General features: G+C 77.0%; 17 protein-coding genes and 1 pseudogene. 7 read left to right on the plus strand and 11 right to left on the minus strand.

What is annotated here, in order from left to right; all coding sequences use genetic code 11:
- Positions 1 to 75: 75 nt before the first annotated feature.
- A complete protein-coding gene (locus C5N14_RS18510) occupies positions 76 to 1,614 on the minus strand; it encodes a glycoside hydrolase family 3 protein (protein WP_117669364.1) in 1,539 nt (512 codons plus the stop codon).
- Positions 1,615 to 1,761: 147 nt separating this feature from the next.
- Here C5N14_RS18510 and C5N14_RS33795 point away from each other — a divergent pair, with 147 nt between their 5' ends.
- From C5N14_RS33795 to C5N14_RS18525, 4 genes are all read left to right on the plus strand, one after another.
- Positions 1,762 to 1,887, plus strand: a complete 126-nt coding sequence (locus C5N14_RS33795; protein ID WP_256371533.1) for a hypothetical protein — start codon at positions 1,762 to 1,764, stop codon at positions 1,885 to 1,887.
- A 138-nt stretch (positions 1,888 to 2,025) separates the two neighbouring features.
- A complete protein-coding gene (locus C5N14_RS18515) occupies positions 2,026 to 3,657 on the plus strand; it encodes a RecQ family ATP-dependent DNA helicase (RefSeq protein ID WP_117669365.1) in 1,632 nt (543 codons plus the stop codon).
- Between the two features lie 90 nt (positions 3,658 to 3,747).
- Complete coding sequence (locus C5N14_RS18520) at positions 3,748 to 4,251, plus strand: hypothetical protein (RefSeq protein ID WP_117669366.1); 504 nt, start codon at positions 3,748 to 3,750, stop codon at positions 4,249 to 4,251.
- Positions 4,252 to 4,637: 386 nt separating this feature from the next.
- Positions 4,638 to 5,621 (plus strand): helix-turn-helix domain-containing protein, encoded by a 984-nt coding sequence (locus C5N14_RS18525; RefSeq protein WP_117669367.1) that lies wholly within the window; start codon positions 4,638 to 4,640, stop codon positions 5,619 to 5,621.
- Between the two features lie 381 nt (positions 5,622 to 6,002).
- Here C5N14_RS18525 and C5N14_RS18530 read toward each other — a convergent pair whose 3' ends face one another.
- The 8 genes and pseudogenes from C5N14_RS18530 to C5N14_RS18565 form a co-directional block, all read right to left on the minus strand.
- A complete protein-coding gene (locus C5N14_RS18530; RefSeq protein WP_117669368.1) occupies positions 6,003 to 6,986 on the minus strand; it encodes a DNA topoisomerase IB in 984 nt (327 codons plus the stop codon).
- Positions 6,970 to 7,977, minus strand: coding sequence for a glycosyltransferase family 9 protein (locus C5N14_RS18535; RefSeq protein ID WP_117669369.1), 1,008 nt, complete (start codon positions 7,975 to 7,977; stop codon positions 6,970 to 6,972). Before C5N14_RS18535 ends, C5N14_RS18530 begins: the two co-directional genes overlap by 17 nt.
- The gene (locus C5N14_RS18540) at positions 7,974 to 8,660 is read right to left on the minus strand and encodes an SDR family oxidoreductase (RefSeq protein ID WP_117669551.1); all 687 of its coding nucleotides are present in this window, start codon (positions 8,658 to 8,660) and stop codon (positions 7,974 to 7,976) included. Before C5N14_RS18540 ends, C5N14_RS18535 begins: the two co-directional genes overlap by 4 nt.
- An 11-nt stretch (positions 8,661 to 8,671) precedes the next feature.
- Positions 8,672 to 10,171, minus strand: a complete 1,500-nt coding sequence (locus tag C5N14_RS18545) for a PfkB family carbohydrate kinase (protein WP_117669370.1) — start codon at positions 10,169 to 10,171, stop codon at positions 8,672 to 8,674.
- Between the two features lie 12 nt (positions 10,172 to 10,183).
- Positions 10,184 to 10,924: an SIS domain-containing protein gene (locus C5N14_RS18550; RefSeq protein WP_117669371.1), complete on the minus strand. Its 741-nt coding sequence runs from the start codon at positions 10,922 to 10,924 to the stop codon at positions 10,184 to 10,186.
- Complete coding sequence (locus C5N14_RS18555; protein WP_117669372.1) at positions 10,924 to 12,138, minus strand: glycosyltransferase; 1,215 nt, start codon at positions 12,136 to 12,138, stop codon at positions 10,924 to 10,926. The genes C5N14_RS18550 and C5N14_RS18555 overlap by 1 nt, the downstream gene beginning before the upstream one ends.
- Entirely contained in the window at positions 12,123 to 13,097 is a 975-nt protein-coding gene (locus C5N14_RS18560) for a glycosyltransferase (protein WP_117669373.1), read from the minus strand. The genes C5N14_RS18555 and C5N14_RS18560 overlap by 16 nt, the downstream gene beginning before the upstream one ends.
- Before the next feature lie 83 nt (positions 13,098 to 13,180).
- Positions 13,181 to 14,809: pseudogene (locus tag C5N14_RS18565) on the minus strand (HAD-IIIA family hydrolase); the annotation flags it as partial.
- A gap of 287 nt (positions 14,810 to 15,096) precedes the next feature.
- Between C5N14_RS18565 and C5N14_RS18570 the strand changes: the two are divergent.
- Both C5N14_RS18570 and C5N14_RS18575 read left to right on the plus strand, forming a co-directional pair.
- Positions 15,097 to 15,543, plus strand: coding sequence for an SRPBCC family protein (locus tag C5N14_RS18570; protein WP_117669375.1), 447 nt, complete (start codon positions 15,097 to 15,099; stop codon positions 15,541 to 15,543).
- Positions 15,544 to 15,765: 222 nt separating this feature from the next.
- On the plus strand, positions 15,766 to 16,533 hold the full coding sequence (locus tag C5N14_RS18575) for a polyprenol monophosphomannose synthase (protein WP_117669376.1): 768 nt from the start codon (positions 15,766 to 15,768) through the stop codon (positions 16,531 to 16,533).
- Positions 16,534 to 16,659: 126 nt separating this feature from the next.
- Here the strand turns inward: C5N14_RS18575 and C5N14_RS18580 are convergent, their stop codons facing one another.
- Positions 16,660 to 18,264, minus strand: a complete 1,605-nt coding sequence (locus C5N14_RS18580; protein ID WP_117669377.1) for an NAD(P)/FAD-dependent oxidoreductase — start codon at positions 18,262 to 18,264, stop codon at positions 16,660 to 16,662.
- 72 nt (positions 18,265 to 18,336) lie between these two features.
- Between C5N14_RS18580 and C5N14_RS18585 the strand changes: the two genes are divergently transcribed.
- Complete coding sequence (locus C5N14_RS18585) at positions 18,337 to 19,770, plus strand: aldehyde dehydrogenase (RefSeq protein WP_117669378.1); 1,434 nt, start codon at positions 18,337 to 18,339, stop codon at positions 19,768 to 19,770.
- Between the two features lie 88 nt (positions 19,771 to 19,858).
- On the opposite strand, the gene C5N14_RS18590 is transcribed toward C5N14_RS18585, so the two are convergent.
- Positions 19,859 to 20,260, minus strand: coding sequence for a ChaB family protein (locus C5N14_RS18590; RefSeq protein WP_117669552.1), 402 nt, complete (start codon positions 20,258 to 20,260; stop codon positions 19,859 to 19,861).
- Between the last annotated feature and the right edge of the window lie 29 nt (positions 20,261 to 20,289).

Raw genomic sequence — 20,289 nt, forward strand, 5'->3', positions numbered from 1 at the left:
GAGGCGGGCGGCCCGACCAGCGTCGGCGGGCCGGGGCCCGGCCGGCCGGGCCCCGGCCCGCCGGGCGTCGAGGCGTCAGCCGAGGACGTCCAGCCGAGGCTGGCCGGCGGTCGGCCGGGTGCCGGCGAGCAACTCGGCCGCGGCGCGGGCGCCGGCCCGGGTGGCGCCGTGCGTGGCCACGTGCACCGCGCCGGCGACCAGCACGGGCACGCCCAGCTCGACCACCACCGCGTCGGGGCGCACGGCGATGGCCCGCCGCACGGCGGCGCGCATCCAGTCGTGCCGGTGCAGGTCGCGGACGACCAGCACCAGCGGCCGGCCGGCCGCCCCGGCGGTCGGGTCGGCGGGCAGGTCGGCCTCGCCGAGGCGTACCGAGGTGGTGCCGGTGAGCAGGCCGGCGAGGGGGGCGGCGATCCCCCACGGGGTCTCCGGACCGATCGCGATGTTGCGCGGCGGCTCGAACTCGACCACGTGCGGGGCGGCGGCCAGCGGCAGCGCCGACTCGGCGCCGGTGCCCGCGGTCACCCGCAGCGCCCGGCGGGCGGCGGCCAGCCCGACCGGGGAGCCGTCGACCCCGACGCCGGGGCGGGCCGGGATCCCGGCCCGGGCCGCCGTCGTCCAGCTCGCCAGCCGGCCGACCCGCTGAGCCGCCTCGGCCAGCCGCTCCTCGGGCAGCTCGCCGGCCACCACGGCGGCGACGATGGCGTCGCGCAGCTCGCGGGCGGACTCCTCGTCGGCCCGTTCCCCGCCGATGCAGATCGCGTCCGCGCCGGCGGCCAGGGCGCGCACGGCCGCCCCGGCGAAGCCGTACCGGTCGGCGACCGCGCGCATCTCCACCGCGTCGGTGACCACCACGCCGGCGAAGCCGAGCTCGTCGCGCAGCAGGCCGCCGAGGATGCGCGGGCTGAGCGTGGCCGGCAGCTCCGGGTCCAGCGCCGGGACGAGCAGGTGGCCGGTCATCACCGCCCGCACCCCGGCCGCCACGGCGGCCCGGAACGGGACCAGTTCGGCGGCGTCGAGCTGTTGCCGGGTGCCACCGATGCGGGGCAGGTCGTGGTGCGAGTCGACCCGGGTGTCGCCGTGGCCGGGAAAGTGCTTGGCGCAGGCGGCCACCCCGCCGGACTGCAACCCCCGGACCCAGGCGGCGGTGTGCCGGGCGACCAGGGCCGGGTCGGCACCGAAGGCACGGACCCCGATGACCGGGTTGGCCGGGTTGGAGTTGACGTCCGCGTCCGGGGCGAAGTTGAGGGTGACGCCGACCGAGGCCAGTTCGCGGCCGAGGTCGCGGGCCACCTCGTGGGTCAGCTCCGGGTCGTCGACCGCGCCGAGGGCGAAGTTGCCGGGGCGGGAGCTGCCTCGTCCGGACTCGATCCGGGTGACGTCGCCGGCCTCCTCGTCGATGCCGACCACCACGTCGGGCCGCTCCGCGCGCAGGGCCGCGGTGAGCGCGGCGACCTGGTCGAGGTCGACGATGTTGCGGGCGAAGAGGACCACCGAGCCGAGCCCTTCGCCTAGCCACCGGCAGACCCAGGGCGGTGGGGTGGTGCCGACGAATCCCGGTTGCAGGACGGCGGCCGCCAGGCTCGCCAGCTTCCCCGTCGGTGCGCTGCTCATGCGGCTGCCGTACCCCCGTCTTTCCCGTTTCGGACCCGGCCGCGGGACGCGGCGGTGCTTGCCATGGTCACACCGGGCCCAGTAATAGTCAATAAACCTTACTGTTAACGGATGGCGCGGGCCGGCCCGGCGTGGGAGAGTTCCCACATGCCACTGCCGCCCCTCGCCGACGCGACCAGCGCGGCCGACGTGCCCGGTGTACGGCTGCTCGGACTGGTCGTCGGCGGCCTGCTCCTGCTCGCCGCCATCCGGGCGATGTTCCGCCGGCGCTGACCCCCGCGGATCCCGGTCGGCGCCGCGCGGGCCGGCCGGGCACCCCGCCGTTCCCCGGGTACGGCCCGGCAGGTCCGGCGCTGCGCCCTCCTGGCGCGGGGTTTCGCCGCTGATCGCGGCGGGTACCTCCGGCCCTCGATGAGACTGTCCACGCACTCGATGACGTTGCGCCGCGCGGCGCGCAGCCTGTTCGGCTGGACCGCCCTGCGACCCAACCAGCTCGCCGCCATGCGCGCGGTGATGAAGCGACGCGACGCCCTGGTGGTGCTGCCCACCGGCGCCGGCAAGTCGGCGATCTACCAGATCCCGGCCAGCCTGATCCCCGGCCCGACCGTGGTGATCTCCCCGCTGCTCGCCCTCCAGCAGGACCAGATCGCGGCGCTCAACGAGCGCCGACGCCCGGAGCTGCGGGCGGTGCGGATCAGCTCGGACGAGACCGCCGCCCAGCAGGCGGAGGCGATCGCCGAGATCCGCGAGGGCCGGGCGGAGTTCCTCTTCATCACCCCGGAGCAGCTCGCCAACCCGGACCGGATGGCGGAGGTGAAGTCGCTGCGGCCGGCCCTCGTGGCGATCGACGAGGCGCACTGCATCTCGGCGTGGGGGCACGACTTCCGCCCCGACTACCTGGCGCTGGGCCACCTCATCGACGGCATCGGCCGGCCGCCGGTGGTCGCGCTGACCGCCACGGCCTCGCCACCGGTCCGCGACGACATCGTCGCCCGGCTGCGGCTGCGCGACGCCGAGGTGGTGGTCTCCGGGCTGGACCGGCCGAACCTCTTCCTGGAGGTGGCGCACTGCCCCACGGAGGACTACCGGTGGCGGCGGCTGATCGCGCTGCTGCGCGAGGACCGGCGGCCCGGGATCATCTACGTGCCGACCCGGCGCGCCGCCGAGGAGCTGGCCGGCCGGCTCACCGACGCCGGCCTCCCGTCGCAGTGCTACCACGGCGGCATGCCCGCCGGGGCGCGCGGGGAGCTGCACGAGGCGTTCCTCGCCGACCAGGTGCCGATCATGGTGGCCACCTCGGCGTTCGGCATGGGCATCGACAAGCCCGACATCGCCTGGGTGGTGCACCTGGCGCTGCCCGACTCGCCGGACAGCTACTTCCAGGAGATCGGCCGGGCCGGGCGCGACGGGAAGCCGGCCCGGGTGCTGCTGCTCTGGCAGGCCGAGGACGTCGGCCTGCAACGCTTCTTCTCCGGCGGCCTGCCGGCCGCCACCGAGCTGCGCGACCTGGCCGCCCTGCTGCGCAGGAAGCCGGCCACGAAGAAGGAGCTGCGGGAGCTGACCGGCCTGGGGCCGCGCAAGCTCGGGCAGTACCTCGCCCTGTTGGAGCAGGTCGGCGCCGCCGAGCCGCGGCCGAAGCAGCGGATCGGCGCGCCCCGGTACTCCCTCACGCCGGCCGAGGCCGGCGAGGCCGCGCGGGCCGAGGCGGAACGCCAGCAGACCGTGACCCGGTCAAGGACCGACATGATGCGGGCCTTCGCCGAGACCACCGGCTGCCGGGGGCAGGCGCTGCTGGCGTACTTCGGCGAGCAGATGACCGAGGTGTGCGGGCACTGCGACAACTGCCTGGCCGGCACGAGCGTCGCCGACGACGGCGCGGGCGGGCCGTTCCCGGTGCACAGCCAGGTGCGGCACCCGGAGTGGGGGCCCGGCATGGTGCTCAGTTACGAGGACGACCGGATGACGGTGCTCTTCGACGAGGTCGGCTACAAGACGCTGTCGGTGCGCGTGGTGTCCGGACAGGGGCTGTTGACCCTCGACTAGCCTGAGCCGGGCCCCGGCGACCGGGGCGGCGGCAGTCGAGCCGAGTGAGACAGTCGAGCCGAGTGAGACCAGGATGAGAGGAGCGGGGACGTGATCGAGCAGCCGGCGTACACCGGGTTCGGTTTCTCCGACGAGGAGTGGGGGCTGCTGGTCGGCCTGCCGCAGTCGGTGCTCACCGCGGCGAGCGCCGCCGAGCACGACAGCGCCCGCCGCACCATGGCCGAGAACGCCGCGGGCCTGGAGACCATCGCCACCGGGCGGGAGTCGGCCAGCCCCCTGGTCGCGGCCGTGTCGGGCGAGATCGTGTCCCGGGTGGGCGACCCGGAGGCCGGCGAGGAGCTGCCCGTGATCGCGCCGGCCGACCCGCGGGCGATGATCGAGGACGTGCTGAACCGGGCCGCCTCGGCGGCCCGGCTGCTGGCCGCCAAGGTCGACGAGGGCGAGGCCGGCGCCTACAAGCACTGGCTGGTCGAGATCGCCGAGCACGTGGTGGGCGCGGCGTCCAGCGGCGGCATCCTCGGCCTCGGCGGCGACCAGGTGAGCGACTCCGAGCGGCGGTTCCGCGACCGGCTCTCCCAGGTCCTCAACGACTGACCCCGGGCAGCGCGCCGGCCGTGCCCGCACCGGGCGTGGCCGGCGTCGCCGTCTGCTCGCCCGGCGCGGCCGGTCCCGTCCCCGGGCCGGGGGGTCGGCGGCACCGGCCCCGGTCGGCTCCGGCGCGCTCGACCGGGTGCTCGACGGCTTCGCGGCCCTGGTCGCCGCCCACACGCCCTGACCGGGTGCCCGCGCCGGCACCCGTACTGTCGGCCACCCGACCGTCCCGAGGGCCGCCGGGGGCTCCGGCGGCGGCCCTCGGGCGCTCCCCGCGTCGACAATGGAGCGACGGCGGGGACGGGGAGGGGACGGTGGACCGCCGACCGGCGACGGATGCCGGCCGGCCTCGTCGTCGACACCGCACGGCGCGACACGGGAGGTCGGTGATGGGCACACTGCGGGCCGAGACGGTGGACACGACGGCGCTGCCGCCGGCGGAGCGGTGGCCCTTCTGGGTCGACATGGCGGCCCGGGTCTCCGCGCCGATCGCGTTCACCAGCGACCACACGGCCGACTTCCGGGGCCGCGCCCGGCTGGTCGACCTGGGCGGCGGGATCCAGCTCACCCGGTTCCGCTACCAGTCCCTGGTGGGGCGGCGGACCCCCCGGCTGATCCGCCAGGGCGACCCGGAGGTCTACCAGATCCCGCTGACCGTCGCCGGCACCAGCGCGATCAGCGCCCGGCGCCGGGACACTGCGATGGGCAGCGGTGACTTCGCGCTCATCGACTGGGGCCGGCCGCACGACATCATGCACGCCAGCCGGCAACACGGCCGGGAGGACGCCGCCTCGGCCACCGTGCTCATCCCCCGGGCGCTGCTGCCGCTGGACACCGACAAGGTCGACCGGCTCTCGGCGGTGCGGATGTCGGGCGCCCAGGGGCACGGCGCGCTGCTCGCCCAGCATCTGCACCAGATCACCCGGCACCCCGAGCAGTTCCGCGCCACCGATGCCCCCCACCTCGCCGACGTCACCCTCACCCTGGTCTCCCTGCTGCTCGCCCGCCACCTCGACGCGGAGGCCGCCCTCCCCACCGAGCTGCGCCAACAGGCCCTGCTCACCCAGGTACGCGACTTCATCGAGCGCCACCTCGGCGACCCCGACCTGTCCCCCCAGTCCGTCGCCGACGCCCACCACGTCGCCCTGCGCACCCTGCACCGCCTCTTCGCCGACCAGGACGAGACCGTCGGCGGCGTCATCCGCCGACGCCGCCTCGAACGCTGCCGCCGCGACCTCGCCGACCCGCTCCTGCGCGACCAGACCGTCCAGGCCATCGGCGCGCGCTGGGGCTTTCGCGACAAGACCCACTTCAGCCGCGCCTTCCGCGCCGCGTACGGCACCAGCCCGCGCGCCTTCCGGGAGAGCCGGTAGCCGGCGGCGGTCCCGACCCGACCGGCCCACGGCGCTCGGCCCGCACCGTCCCGCAGGGGTGACCCGTACCACCCGCCGGGGCGCTGGCGGGCGCACCGCCCTCGACGGCACGGATCGTCAACCGCCCGGCGTCCACTGTCAACTCCGTCCCGCCGCCGCCCACCGATACTGGGGGCGGGCCGGCGAACGGGACGACCGGCGCGGCGGCCCACACGTATCGGGGGGCCGTGGCGAGGCGCCCGCGACCGACCGTCGCGGGCGGTCGCCCGGTGCCGTCCGGCCGCGTCCCCAGCCGCGCGACGCGACGATCCCGTGCGTCGGTCGCCGCCGGCCCCGGCCCCGGCCCCGTCGCTCTCCCCCCAGGACCGTCGGCGGGGCCGGTCAGGCTTCCTCCAGCAGTTCCAGCACCCGCCGCTCCGCCTCCGCCCGGGGCGCGCCCGGCTCCACCGGGGCGACCACCCCGTCGTGGAACAGGTCGACCACGCGCGGGTCCACGTAGGAGGTCCGGGCCACGGTGGCGGTGTTGCCGAGCAGCTCGGCGACCTCGCGCATCACCGCCGCCACCGCCCGCCTGCGGGCCGTCGCGGACCGGGCCGGCCCGTGGGTGGCCAGCTCGGTGGCCGCCAGCACGGTGGCGTGCCAGGTGCGGAAGTCCTTCGCGGTCATCTCGCCGCCGCTGGCGGCGCGCAGGTACTCGTTGACCTCGTCGGCGCGCACGTCCCGCCAGTCCCGGCCGTCCCAGTAGCCGAACAACCGCTCGGCCCGGCGGCGCTGGCGGCGCAGGTTGGTCAGCACCCGGCACAGCTCCGGGTCCTCGATCCGCCGCACCTGGTCGATGCCGCCCTTGGCGGGGAACTCGAACACCACGCAGCCCTGCCGGCTGCGGGCGTGCTCGGGGCGCAGCGTGGCGACCCCGAAGGTGGCGTCGTCGCCGACCGCGTACTGGTCGCTACCGACCCGGAACATTCCCATGTCGAGCAGGCAGGCGACCGTGGCGAGCACCCGGTCCCGGTTCAGCCCCCGGCCGGACAGGTCACATCGCACCCGCTCGCGCAGCACCGGGAGCCGGTGGGCGACCTCCAGCACGTGGTCGAACTTCGCCTCGTCCCGGTTGCGCCGCCACTGCGGGTGGTAGAGGTACTGCTTGCGGCCGGCCGCGTCGATCCCGGTGGCCTGGATGTGCCCGTTGTGGTGCGGCGAGATCCAGACGTCCCGCCAGGCCGGCGGGATCACCAGGTCCCGCAGCCGGGGCAGCTCGCCGGAGTCGCGGACCGGCTCGCCCCTCGGGTCGAGGAACGTCCAACCTCTGCCGCTTCGCCGGCGGCCGTACCCCGGCCCAGCCGGATCGCTACGCCGTAACCGCACCGGAGACCCGCACCGCCCGTTCCGCGTCGTCCACGGCCGCCAGCACCTCGTCGAGGCCGACGGCCGACAGTGTCGAATCGGTTGTTACCCCGTCGTACCCGGGCCAATCGCCCCGCGCTCCGGGTGGCCGGGCGGCGGGCCGGTGGGGCCGGTGGGGCCGGGCACCGTCGCCGTGCCAGAGCACCCGGTGCCACGGGCGGTCCGGCGGCGGCCCCCACCGCGCCGGCGGGACGGGACCGAAGAGCACCACCGACGCGGTGCCGTACCCGGTGGCGAGGTGCGCGACGCCGGTGTCCCCGCTGACCACCAGGCGGGCACTGGCGACGAGGGCGGCGAGGTCGCCGAGGTCCGTCCGGCCGGCGAGCACGGCGTCCGGCGCCAGCCCACCGTGGTACGCCACCCACCCGGCCAGTTCCCGCTCGCCCGCCGATCCGGTGACCACCACCCGGTGCCCCCGGCCGGTCAGCTCCCGGGCCAGTGCCGCGAACCGCCGGGCCGGCCAGCGCTTGGCCGGGACCTTGCTGCCGGGGTGCACCACCGTCACCCCGGTCGGGATGCCGCCGGGGGCGGGACGGCGCAGGGCGAGGTCGGTGCGGTCGGCGGGGACGCCGTACCAGCCGAGCAGTCGGCACCACCGGTCGATCTCGTGCTCGTCGGCCCGCCAGTCGGGGCCGTCGGCGTGGCCGGCGTCGGGACTGGCGAAGGCGAGCAGCCGGCCGGGGCGGGTGGCGGCCAGCACGCGGTGCGACCGGGGGCCGCATCCGTGCAGGTTGACCGCCAGCCCGGGCGGCGGGCCGGGCCACCCCAGGTTCCCCAGGCCGTCCGCCGGCACCAGGCGGTCGACGCCGCCGACCAGGTCGACCAGGGGGGCCAGCCAGCGCGGCGCGGCCAGCGCCAGCTCCCGGTCGGGGTACGCGGCGCGCAGGGCGCGCAGCGCCGGCACCCCGGTGGCGAGGTCGCCGACGCCGAGCGCCCGGAGCACGAGGATCACGGGTACGACGACTCCTGCTCGGCGCAGACGACCAGCTCGCGGACGGTGCTGCCGGGCGGCTGGGACAGGGCGAACATGACCGCGGCGGCGGTGTCGGCGGGGTCGTTGAGGTTGGCGTCGGGGCCGGGCCGGTACTGCGCGTCCCGGTCGTCGAAGAAGGCGGTGCGCATCCCGCCGGGGACGAGCAGGGTGACGCCGACCGCGCCGGCCAGCTCGGCGGCGAGGGCGCGGGTGAAGCCGACCACGCCGAACTTCGCGGCGCAGTACGCGGTGGCGTCGCTGACGGCCTTGACGCCGAGGGTGGAGGCGACCGTGACGACGTTGCCCCGGGACTCCTCCAGCCAGGGCAGGGCGGCCCGGATCACCGCCGCGGTGGCGAGCAGGTCGACGGCGACGATCCGGTCCCAGGTCTGCCCGGGCACGTCGGCGAGCCGGCCGGGCACGTCGATGCCGGCGGCGGTGACCACGGCGTCGAGGCCCCCGGAGCGTTCGGCGAGCCGCCGGGTGGCCGCCTCGGCGGCCCGGGTGTCGGCCAGGTCGCACTCGACCCACGGCACCCCGTCGGCCGGGGCGTCGCGGTCCAGCACCAGCGGCCGGCCGCCGGCCCGGGCCACGGCCGTCACCACGGCCGCCCCCAACCCGCTCGACCCGCCCGTGACCAGGACGGTCGGCCCCGTCCCCACAGTGTTGCCGGTCATCGTGCCCCCTTCGCCGTCGCGCCATCCACGCCCACCGCGACGCCTGGCGGCGGCCCGGGCACCCGGTCGCCGGACCCGGTCGTCCCGCCGCCGGCGCGGGCGGCGGCGATCATGTCGGTGGTGGAGCGCCCGTCGAGGTACGGCACGACCACCGTGTGCCCGCCCCAGCGGCCCAGCAGCTCCGCCTCGGGCAGCCCCGGCTCGCCGCCGGTGGCGTAGTCGCCGCCCTTCACCCAGATGTCGGGACGCAGCCAGGTCAGGGCCGCCTGCGGGGTGGGCTCGTCGAAGACCAGCACCGCGTCGACGCAGCCCAGTGCCGCCAGCAGCCGACCGCGGTCGCCCTGCGGCACCACCGGCCGGTCCGGCCCCTTCAGCCCCGCCACGCTGGCGTCGGAGTTGAGGCAGACGACCAGGCAGTCACCGAGCTGGCGGGCCGCCTCCAGGGTGGCCACGTGCCCGGCGTGCAGCAGGTCGAAGCACCCGCCGGTGGCGACGACCGTGCCGCCGGCCGCGCGGACCGCGGCGACCACCCCGGCGGCGGCGCCCACCCCGACCCGGTCGCCCCCGCCGCGGCGGGACCCGGTCAGCGAAGCCGTCCGGGCCGGCGGCGGCAGGGCCGCGGCCACTCCCCCGGCCGCGACGTACGCCGACGCCTCGGTGACCGCCGCCTGCACCGCCTCGGAGACCAGCGCGCCCCGGGACAGGGCGATGCTGGCGGTCGCGGCGAACCGGTCGCCCGCGCCGCAGGTGTCCCCCTCGGCGCTGGCCGGGGCGGGCACCACCAGCGGCGTCGACCCCGCGTGGCAGAGCAGCGCGCCGTCGCCGCCCAGGGTGACGGTGACCGCGCCGGCCCGCCAGCGCCGGCGCAGTTCCTGCGCGCCCCTCGACGCGGTGGCCAGCCGGGACGCGCCCGGCCCGGTCTTCACCAGATCGCGCACCTCCGACTCGTTCGGGGTGGCCAGATGCACCCCCGGCACCGCCGCCGGCCCTCGGGGGTGCGGGTCCCACACCACGGGCGCGCGGGTCGCCGCGAGCGCGCAGCGCAGGGCCGGCTGTCGGGCCACCCCCCGGCCGTAGTCGCTGACCAGCACGGCGGACGCGGAGGCGAGCAACCGCAGGGCGGCGTCGCTCGGCTCGCCGGGCTCCCCGGCCGACCCGCCCCGGTCGTGCCGCAGCAGCACCCGGCCCCGGGCGTGCAGCCGGATCTTCTCCGGGGTGGCGCCGCGCAGCGGCAGCGCGTACACCTGCACCCCGGCCGCGGCGAGCAGCGTGCTCAGCCGGGCCCCGCCCTCGTCGTCGGCGAGCGCGGTCACCAGGGCCACCTCGGCGCCCAGCGCGGCGGCGAAGACCGCCGCCAGGCCGGCGCCGCCGGGCCGGTCCACGGCCGTCGACTCGTCGAGCACCGGCACCGGGGAGTCCGGACAGAGCCGGTTCACCACCCCCTCGACGTCCCGGTCGAGCAGGATGTCACCGACCACCACCACGGGTCCCGCCATCAGCTCGCCTCCTCAGCCCGTCTCGACCTGCCGGTCGGCCTCGCCGTCCAGCACCACCTCGACCCCGGCCCGCACCGGCCGGTCCGGCCCACCGGACGGAGCCGCCGCCGGTTCCGCGCCGCCCGGGCCGCGCGCGCCGGCCACCGCGAGGGCGGCGGGCAGCACCCGGTCGACGTACTCGCAGAGCACGTGGACGGAGACCAGGTGCAGCTCCTGGACCACCTGGCTGTCGGGGGAGTCGATGGCGAGGACGTCGTGGCAGGCGTCGGCGAGGGGGTTGGGGGTGGGGCCGGTGAGGGCCCAGCAGAGCAGGCCGGTCTCGCGGGCGGTGTGGGCGGCGGTCAGGAGATTGGTGCTGGTGCCGCTGGTGGACATGAGCAGGAGGATGTCGTCCCGCCGGCCGTGGGCGCGGACCTGGCGGGCGAAGGTGTGGTCGTAGCCGTAGTCGTTGGCGATGGCGGTGAGGGCGGAGGTCTCGGCGTGCAGGGCGATGGCGGAGAGGGGCTGGCGGTCGTCGCGGAGCTTGCCGACGAGTTCGGCGGTGAGGTGCTGGGCCTCGGCGGCGCTGCCGCCGTTGCCGGCCACCAGCAACCGGCCGCCCGCGGCGAGCCGGTGCGCCAACTCCCCGCCCCACCGGGCCAGCAGCTCCTCCGACCGGCGGTACGGCAGCAGGGCCGCGGCCAGGCTGGCCAGGTGCCCGTCGAGCACCGACGGGGCGGCCGGGCCGGCGGGACCGGGCGGCGCGGCGGCCATCAGGCGACCACCCGGGTGGGCCGGCGCACCGCCGCCACCTGGCCGTACACGTCGGCCAGCCGCTCGGCCGTGGCGGCCCAGGAGTAGCTGCGCCGGGCCCGGTCGCGGGCCGCCCCGGCGTAGGAGAACCGCCGGATCCGGTCGTCGAGCAGGCGGCGGATCGCGGCGCCCAGCGCGCGCGGGTCCCGGGCCGGCACCAGGTCGCCGGTCACCCCGTCGAGCACGGTGTCGGTCAGCCCGCCGACGGCCGTGCCGACCACGGGCACGCCGCACGCCATCGCCTCCAGCGGGGTCAGCCCGAACGGCTCGTACCAGGGGGCGGCGACCAGCACGTCGGCGGAGCGGTACCAGCGGCCCATCTCCTCGCGGGGCACCGCCCCGACCAGCGTCACCCGGTCGTCCACCCCGCAGGACTGGGCGAGGGCCCGCAGCCGGCGGGCGTGCGGGTCGGTCTCCAGCAGCCCCTCCGGCGGGCCGCCCACCACCACGCACTCGGCGTCCGGCACCAGCGGCATCGCGCGGATCACGTCCTGGAAGCCCTTGCGCTCCACCAGGCGGCCCACGGTGAGGATGCGGCGCCCCGGGCCCCGCGCGGCGGCCGGGCCGAGCGGCGTGAACGTGCCGAGGTTGACCCCGGACGGGACGACGGTGATCCGCGACCGGGGCACCCCGAGCCGGACCAGCTCGCCGACCTCGTCCTGGCACTGGGCGACCACCCGGTCGACAGCCCGGCCCAGCTCCCGCTCGTGACCGATCCGGCGGGGCGGGCTGGTGTCCTGGACGCCCTGGTGGCGGCGCTTCACCGCGCCGAGGGCGTGGTACGTCTGCACCACCGGCACCCCGGTCTGCCGGCCGGCGGCCAGCGCGGCCAGGCCGCTCATCCAGAAGTGGGCATGGATCACCTCGGGCGTCCAGTCCCCGGCGCGCCACCGGTCGACCAGCCAGCGGCCGAACGCCCGCATGTGCGGCAGCAGCGCGTCCTTGGCGACCGGCTCGGCCGGCCCGGCCGGCACGTGCACCACGTCGTACCCGTCCGGGCTGCGGACCGTCACCGGCAGGTCCACCGCGTCCCGGCGGGTGTACACCCGCACGTCGTGACCGGCGGCGGCGAGCGCGGCGGAAAGCTCCGCGACATGCGTGTTCTGGCCGCCGGCGTCCTCGCCGCCGAGGACGGCGAGCGGGCTGGCGTGCTCCGAGATCATCGCGATGCGCATACTTCCTCCTCCAGCAGCCGGTCCCAGTCAGCGAGGAAACGGTCCAGGCCGTAACGGTCCCGGGCGGCCCGCCGGGCCGCCGTGCCCGCGCGGCGGGCGGCCGACGGGTCGTCGAGGAGCCGGCGGGTCGCCGCCAGCAGGTCGTCGACCCGGGTGGAGAGCGCGCCGGCCTCCGGCGGCACCGCCACCACCGCCTCGGTGGTGGCCAGCGTGACGACCGGCATGCCGATGGCCATCGCCTCGATCAGGCTGAGCCCGAGCGAGGTCCACCGGCACAGGTGCAGGTAGGCCCGCCGCCGGGCCAGTTCGGCGTGCATCCGGTCCTGCGGCACGTCGTCGTGGCTGGCGACCCGGTCGGCGGGCAGCCCCAGCCGGTCGGCGAGCCCGGCGACCCCCATGCCGAAGACGTCCAGCGGGGCGAGGGCGGCGAACCGGGGCAGCAGGTCGGTGCCGGTGACCCGCCAGCGGCGTACCGGCTCGTTGATGACGACGGCGAGCCGGTCGAGTTCGCCGGTCCACTCGACGTTCGGGGCGACGATGCCGTGCTCGACGACGGTGCTGCGGGTGCCGCCGTTGTCCCAGAAGAGCTGGTTGAATCCGGTTACGTGGACGAGCAGCAGGTCGTCGCGGTCGGCCATCGGGTGACGGCTGTTGGGCACGTCCCCCTTGGGGGTGTTGTGCTCGACGTAGACCGCCGGCACGTCCCGGCCGACCCGGCGGCCGAGCCACTCGGAGGCCAGGTCGAACTCCTCGGGGCGCTGGAGGATCACCACGTCCACCTCGGCCCCGCGCAGCTCGGCCGGGGTGACCTCGACGGCCCCGTCGGGCCACGGGTAGGTGCGGGCCCGGCCGAGGCCGTAGGGGCCCCGGTCGGGGGTGACCGGCACCAGGTAGCGGTGCCTGCCGTGCACGAAGGACGTGGCCCAGGAGCCGTGCACGTGCCAGACCAGGATGTTCATCGGCCGCTCCCGCCACCGGCCGGCACGGCGACCGCCGGCGGCCCACCGGCGCCGGCCGCACCGCCGGCACCGGCCGTGACGTCCGCACCCGCCGTGGCGTCGGCGCGGGCGGCCCCCGTGGTGGGCACGCCGAGGAGCCGGACCGCGGCGAGGACCGCGGCGGGGTCGACCCCGGCGAGGCAGGGGTGCCCGGCGACCGGGCAGCCCGCCGAGCGGGTGTCGCGGCAGGGCGCGTCGGCGTCGCCGAGGCGGACGGTCGGCACCCGGTAGGGCCCCCACTGCCCGAACGGAACGGTGGGGGCGAACAGGCTGACCACGGGGGTGCCGAGCGCGGCGGCGAGGTGGGCGGGGCCGGTGTTGCCGACGACGAGGGCGCCGGCGCCGGCGATGATCCCGGCCAGCTCGGCGAGTCCGGTGCGTCCCCCGAGGTCGGTGCCGCCGGCGGCGGCGACCCGGGCGGTCAGTTCCCGTTCGCCGGGCCCGCCGGTGACCACCACCCGGTGACCGGCGCCGGCGAGCACCCGGACGATCCGGGCGGCCAGCTCCGCCGGGCAGGCCCGGGCCGAGGCCGACGAGCCGGGGTGCACGACCACGTACCCGGGCGGGCCGAGCCGCGACGGCGCGGCCGGCACCGCGTCCCGGCGCAGGCGCAGTCGGGGTTCGTCGTCGGCGGGCAGGGCGTGGCCGGCGGCGGCGGCCAACGACAGGGCCCGCTCCGGCTCCGGCGCTCCCACCGGGACGCGGTGGCGCACGTCCAGCAGGCTGCCCGGGTAGTCGTCGCTGATCGCGGCGATCCGGGGCACCCCGGCCAGCCGCAGCAACAACGCCAGCGGCAGCGGCGACTGGTGGAAACTGGTGAAGATCACCGCCTCGTCGGCCCCCACCGCCGCCAGCCGCCGCACCAGCCGCCGGGTCCGCTCCGGATCCACCCCGGCCGGCTTCGGATCGATCCACTCCAGGGGCCACTCGACGATCTCGTCCACCCCCGGCAACAACCCCGCCGCCGCCCGGCCCCGCGGCCCGCACAACAGCACCACCCGCTCCGCGTGCGCCGCCACCGCCCGGATCCCCGGCCCGGTCACCAGCACGTCCCCCGCCGAGTCCGAGCGCACCACCAACACCGTCCCCGCCGTGCGCGGCACGGCCGCGACGACGGCGGCCTGCCGGCGCAGGATCTCCTCCACCGCGGCCGGCAGCGTCGGGGCGGTGTGCGGGGCGGCGGCGACCTCCTCGGCCCGGGTCACCGGCGTCGGCACCAACACCCCGGACGCGCCCGCCGCGAGGGCGGCGGTCATGTCCCGGCCGATGTCCCCCACCACCACGCAGCGTCCCGGCGTCGTGCCCAGGTCGGCGGCGGCGGCGCGCACCAGCCCCGCCGCCGGCTTACGGCACCCGCACCCCGCCCCGTCGTCGTGCGGGCACACCCGCCAGGTGTCGAAGGGGCCGAGCAGCTCCTCGATCCGCGCGTGCACCCGGCCCAGTTGTCCGGCGGTGAAGCAGCCCCGCGCCAGGCCCGACTGGTTCGTCACCACCCCCAGCCGCAGCCCCGCCGCCCGCAACCGGTCAAGGGCCTCCCGCGCCCCCGGCATCGGCCGCACCTTCTCCGGATCCCCGTTGTACGGCACGTCCTCGACCAGGGTCCCGTCCCGGTCGAGCAGCACCGCGTCGAACAGGACGCCGCCGGACCGGCCCCGGCCAGCACCCGGGTCCACCCGGGCTGACCTGCGCCGATCCGGCTCCAACTGGTCCCGTCGCACGGGCGGCGGGTTCCCTGCGCCCTGAGGAGTAAACGTCGTCCCCGGGCGCGGTAGCGCCGCTCGTGCGACGGACCAGCCCTCGCGCCGCCCTCCGGGCCGGCGGCCGTCGCGGGCGCTCACCTTCGGCGGCGGGCCGGACGCGACGGGACGTCCGTCGGCTCCGGTGCGGCGATACCCGCCGCACCGGAGAAGCTAACCCGCTCGGGTCGTTAGCCCACCTCGGACCCGGGTACGGCAGGGCGGTGGCGACTGTGGATGAAGTGATCGAGGCACCCCCGCAGCAGGTCTTCGACGTCCTCGCGGACGGCTGGACGTACAGCGACTGGGTGGTGGGCACGGTGCACGTGCGCGACGTCGACGACGCCTGGCCCCGGGTCGGCGCCCGGCTGCACCACAAGGCCGGGCCCTGGCCGTTCTCCCTCCAGGACACCTCGACCGTGCTGGCCTGCGAGCCGCCCCGCAGGCTGGTGCTCCGGGCCGGGCTGTGGCCGGCCGGCGAGGCGACCGTGGTGTTCACCCTCGAACCGGCCGGCGAGAACGCCACCCTGGTCCGCATCGGCGAGGACTTCGCCGCCGGCCCGCTGCGCTGGGTCCGGAACAAGCTCAACGACCTGGTGCTGCACCAGCGCAACCGGGAGACGCTGCGCCGGCTCGCCGACATCGCGACCCGGCAGAAGGCGGGCCGGTGACGGGGCGGGGAGGCGGGCCGGTGACCTGCCGTGACGAGCGCCGGGGTCGGCCGGGCGTACGCCGAGCGGGGCGCCCGGCCGAGGGCTGATCGCCCGGGGACGTCACTGCCGGGCCGGCGAACACACCACGTCATTCGTACCGGACGGGGAGCCTTTACGACACGCGACGGGCAACTGGCTACCCTCTCTGGTGAACCTGTCGGCAAACCGAGGATGTCCGTCATGATCGAACCCGTGCAGTTGCCCGAGCCGTGGCGGGACGCGCGCCTGACCGTCGTGGTCCCCACCTACAACGAGGCGGGCAACCTGCCGGTGCTGGTCGAGCGGCTCCTCGCGCTGCCGCTGCCGGGCCTGACGGTGCTGGTCGCCGACGACAACTCGCCGGACGGCACCGGCGAGGTGGCCGACAAGCTGGCCCTCGAACACCCCGACCGGGTGCGGGTGGTGCACCGGGCCGGCAAGGAAGGGCTCGGCCGGGCGTACGTCGACGGGATCACCCGGGCGCTCGACGGGGGCGCCGAGTACGTGGCGCAGATGGACGCCGACCTGTCCCACCCGCCGGAGGCGCTGCCCGGCATGCTCGGGGCGCTGCTGTCCACCCGGGCGGGCGTGGTCATCGGCTCCCGCTACGTCCCCGGCGGCCAGCTCGACGAGGCGTGGCCGCTGTACCGCCGGGCGCTCAGCGGCTGGGCCAACCTCTACGTGCACACGCTGCTGCGGGTGCGCATCCGGGACCTCACGGCGGGTTTCAAGATCTGGCAGGCCGACGCGCTGCGGGACATCGGCCTGGACCGGGTGCAGTCGAACGGCTACAGCTTCCAGGTGGAGATGCACTACCTGGCCACGAAGCTCGGCCACACCATCCTGGAGGTGCCGATCCGCTTCGAGGAGCGCCGCGACGGCGACTCGAAGATGACCACCGCCACCAAGATCGAGAGCGCGCTGATGCCGTTCAAGCTGCGCACCCGGCACCGCAACATCGAGCGCTGACCGCCCGCGGCCCGGGCGCCCGACGCGCCCGGGCCCGCCCCGCCGCGTCGCCCGGTCGACCGCGCTCGACGACGGGCCGGCGGGCTCAGCGGCGGGTCGGCGGGCGGGACCGGCAGGTCGGCGGGCTCAGCGGTAGACCGCCCGGTGGGCCGCGCCGATCACCCCGGCGTAGAGCCCGCCGGTGACCGCCCGGTCGCGGGCCAGCGCCGCCCGGGCCGCGTTCGCGCCCGGCGCGCCGTGCACCCCGCCGCCCGGGTGGGCCGAGGAACTGGCCAGGTACAGCCGGTCGACCGGGGTGTCCGCGCGACCCAGGCCGGGGATCGGCCGCAGGAAGAGCTGCTGGTACGCCGCGGCGGTGCCGCCGCCCAGCGCCCCGCCGACCAGGCTCGAGTCGCCCCGCTCCAGGTCGGCCGGGCCGGCGACGTGCCGCCCGACGATCCGGGCCCGGAAGCCGGGGGCCGCCGCCTCCAGCACCTGCTCCATCCGGTCGACGTGCGCGGCGACGTCCTCGGCCCGCCAGTTCCGCCGGAACGGCAGGTGGGTGTACGACCAGAGCGACTCGGTCCCGGCCGGCGAGTGGCTCGGGTCGGCGACGCTCATCTGCCCGGTCAGCAGGAACGGGTCCCGGGGGAGCTCGCCCCGGGCCAGTTCGGCGGCGTAGCCGGTCAGACCGTCGAGGTCGGCGCCGAGGTGCACCGTGCCGGCGGCGGCCACCGCCGGGTTGGCCCACGGCACCGGCCCGGACAGCGCCCAGTCGACCTTCAGGGTGGAGCCGTCCCACCGGAAGTGCGCGAGGTCCGCCACCAGCCGGGGCGGCAGCGTCGCCGGCCCGACCAGGTCCAGGTAGAGCGCGGGGGCGGGGACGTCGGCCAGCACCGCGCGGCGGGCCCGCCAGGCGGTGCCGCCGACGGTGCGTACCCCCATCGCCCGGCCCCGGGCGGTGAGCACCCGGTCCACCCGGGCGGCGTAGAGGATCCGCCCGCCCCGGGCGGTGAGCCGGTCCACCAGCGCGTCGGTGATCCGCTGCGACCCGCCGACCGGCACCGGCCAGCCGACCTGCTGGCCGAGCATGGCCAGCAGCCAGCCGTACACGCCGGAGCCGGCCTCCTCCGGCGCCAGGTCGGTGTGCAGGGCACAGCCGGCCAGCAGCAGGGTGCCGCCCTCGCCGTCGAACAACTCCTCGCCCAGCCTGCGCACCGGCACGACGAGGCGGCGGGCCAGCCGCAGCGCCCCGCCCACCCTGAGCCGGCGCAGCAGGGCGAGCCCGCCGCGCACGGGCGGGAACGGGGTGGTGACGGACTCCAGCATCGGCCCGGCGACGTCCAGCCAGTCGGCGTACGCCCGGCGCCAGCGCTCGCCGTCGGCGGGGGCGAACGCAGCCAGCGAGGCCGCCGTGGCGTCGAGGTCCCGGTTCAGCACCGCCGCCCGGCCGTCGGGCAGCAGGTGGGCCAGCACGTCGGGGGCGTGGGTCCAGCTCAGGCCGTGCCGGTCCAGGTCCAGCCCGGCCAGCACCGGGGAGGCGTACCCGAGGGGGTAGAAGGCGCTGTACAGGTCGCTGAGATAGCCGGGCGCGGTCACCTCGGCCGAGCGCACCGCCCCGCCGGGCGCGCCGGTCGCCTCCAGCACCAGCACGTCCCAGCCCGCGTCGGCCAGCAGGTTGGCAGCCACCAGGCCGTTGTGGCCCGCGCCGACCACCACGGCGTCCGCCGTCTGCACCCCGGTCGAGATCATCCGATCCGGCTACCCGGCCGGTTACCGGGTAAAACGCGTTTGCGCCGGGGGGACCGGGGCATCCACCGCCGCATGTACACGGTTTCGCAGCTCATAGGTGGAGTGTGGGGCGCGGGCGGCGCGGGCGGCGAGTTGGTCGTCCACGATCCGGCCGACGGCTCGCCGGTCAGCACCGTGCCGGTGGCGACGGCGGACGAGGTCGGCAAGGCGGTGGAGGCCGCGCGGGGCGTGGCGGCCGAGTGGGCGGCGACCGCTCCGGCCGAGCGGGCGGCGGCCCTGCACCGGGCCGCGGACGCGGTCGAGGCCGCGACGGACGAGCTGGCCGCGGCGGTCACCGCCGAGATGGGCAAGCCCCTGACGGACGCCCGGGGCGGCGTCGAGGCGGGTGTCGGCACCCTGCGCCAGTACGCGGAGCTGGGCCCGGTGCGCGGCGGGCGGACCCTGCTCGGCGGCGGGCAGGCGATCGACTTCATGACGCCGCAGCCGCGCGGGGTGGTCGCCGCGCTCACGCCGTGGAACGACCCCGTGGCAGTCTCCTGCGGGCTGCTCGGCGCGGCCCTGGTGACCGGCAACGTGGTGCTGCACAAGCCGAGCGAGCGGACCCCGGCGACCGGGTGGCTGCTGGCCCGGGCGCTGGACGGCGCACTGCCGCCCGGGGTGCTGTCGCTGCTCACCGGGGGTGGCGAGGTCGGTGCGGCGCTGGCCGCGAGCGACGTGGACGTGGTGGCGCACGTCGGGTCCAGCGTCACCGGCCGGTCGATCGCCGCGGCGGCGGCCCGGACCGGGGCGAAAGCGCTGCTGGAGAACGGCGGCAGCGACCCGCTGGTCGTCGACGCCGGCGTCGACCCGGTCTGGGCGGCGGAGCAGGCGGCGCTGGGTGCGTTCGCCAACGCCGGGCAGATCTGCGTCGCGGTGGAGCGGATCTACGTGCACCGCGACGTCGCCGAGGACTTCGTCGACGCCCTGGTGCGGCGGGCCGAGGCGCTGCGGGCGGGTGCCGGCCGGGACCCGGGGACCGAACTCGGGCCGCTGGTCGACCGGCGGCACCGGGACCACGTGCACGGGCAGGTGACGGCGGCGGTGGCCGACGGGGCGCGGGTCCGCGCCGGCGGCACGCTGCCGGACGGGCCGGGGGCGTTCTACCCGGCGACCGTGGTCACGGACTGCCGGCACGACATGACCCTGGTCCGCGAGGAGACGTTCGGCCCGGTCGCCCCGGTGGTCGTGGTGGACTCGTTCAGCGAGGCGCTGCGGTGCGCCGCCGACTCGCCGTACGGGCTGGCCGCCACGGTCCTCACCGGGTCGATGAGCCACGCCCAGCGGGCCTGGCGGGAACTCCCGGTCGGCACCGTCAAGGTCAACGCCGTCTTCGGCGGCGCTCCGGGCGGCGCCGCCCAGCCACGCCGCGCCAGCGGCCGGGGCTACGGCTACGGCCCGGAACTCCTAGACGAGTTCACCGCCACCAAGGCGGTCCACATCCAGGCCCCCGGCAGCGGGCACTGGTGACCCCTCCCGCGATCATGGAGTCGTGCCGGGTGGTTCGGCCGCTTCGCGGCTTCCGTACCCCGGCACGACTCCATGATCGACGGATCGGTCAGTCGCCGCGGGCCCGGCGGGTCTGCCGGTCGTTGGCCTTCTCGATGGCCCTGACCAGTTCGGGCTTGGTCATTCGGGACCGGCCCGGGACGTCCAGTTTGCGGGCCACCGTCATCAGGTGGTCCTTGGTGGCGTTGGCGTCCACCCCGCCCGCCGTGGGGGCCCGTCGCTCCGGGCCGCCACCGGCCGCCTGGCGGTCGCTGGGCCCCTTGCGACCCTTGGGCTCCCAGTGGTCGCCCACCTTCTCGAACCTGTGTTTCACGGCGGCGAAGGCGGTACGGTGCGCCCGTTCCCCCTCGCCGTACGTCTCCACCGCCGAGTCGTGCGTCTTCTCCCAGGTGCGCTGCGCCTTGTCCGGGGAGCGCCGCAGCGTGCTGGGCAGTACCTCGCGCCCGGGCATGTCGTCCTCCTCCGCGTCGACGGGATCGC

This window comes from Micromonospora sp. MW-13 (genome assembly GCF_003434305.1).
GTDB lineage: Bacteria > Actinomycetota > Actinomycetes > Mycobacteriales > Micromonosporaceae > Micromonospora.

Excerpts from the sequence above, each read along its gene's own strand:
- C5N14_RS18510 (WP_117669364.1), bottom strand. The coding sequence starts at position 1,614 with ATGAGCAGCGCACCGACGGGGAAGCTGGCGAGCCTGGCGGCCGCCGTC.
- C5N14_RS33795 (WP_256371533.1), top strand. The coding sequence starts at position 1,762 with ATGCCACTGCCGCCCCTCGCCGACGCGACCAGCGCGGCCGACGTGCCC.
- C5N14_RS18515 (WP_117669365.1), top strand. The coding sequence starts at position 2,026 with ATGAGACTGTCCACGCACTCGATGACGTTGCGCCGCGCGGCGCGCAGC.
- C5N14_RS18525 (WP_117669367.1), top strand. The coding sequence starts at position 4,638 with ATGGGCACACTGCGGGCCGAGACGGTGGACACGACGGCGCTGCCGCCG.
- C5N14_RS18545 (WP_117669370.1), bottom strand. The coding sequence starts at position 10,171 with ATGGCGGGACCCGTGGTGGTGGTCGGTGACATCCTGCTCGACCGGGAC.
- C5N14_RS18550 (WP_117669371.1), bottom strand. The coding sequence starts at position 10,924 with ATGGCCGCCGCGCCGCCCGGTCCCGCCGGCCCGGCCGCCCCGTCGGTG.
- C5N14_RS18555 (WP_117669372.1), bottom strand. The coding sequence starts at position 12,138 with ATGCGCATCGCGATGATCTCGGAGCACGCCAGCCCGCTCGCCGTCCTC.
- C5N14_RS18560 (WP_117669373.1), bottom strand. The coding sequence starts at position 13,097 with ATGAACATCCTGGTCTGGCACGTGCACGGCTCCTGGGCCACGTCCTTC.
- C5N14_RS18575 (WP_117669376.1), top strand. The coding sequence starts at position 15,766 with ATGATCGAACCCGTGCAGTTGCCCGAGCCGTGGCGGGACGCGCGCCTG.
- C5N14_RS18580 (WP_117669377.1), bottom strand. The coding sequence starts at position 18,264 with ATGATCTCGACCGGGGTGCAGACGGCGGACGCCGTGGTGGTCGGCGCG.
- C5N14_RS18585 (WP_117669378.1), top strand. The coding sequence starts at position 18,337 with ATGTACACGGTTTCGCAGCTCATAGGTGGAGTGTGGGGCGCGGGCGGC.
- C5N14_RS18590 (WP_117669552.1), bottom strand. The coding sequence starts at position 20,260 with ATGCCCGGGCGCGAGGTACTGCCCAGCACGCTGCGGCGCTCCCCGGAC.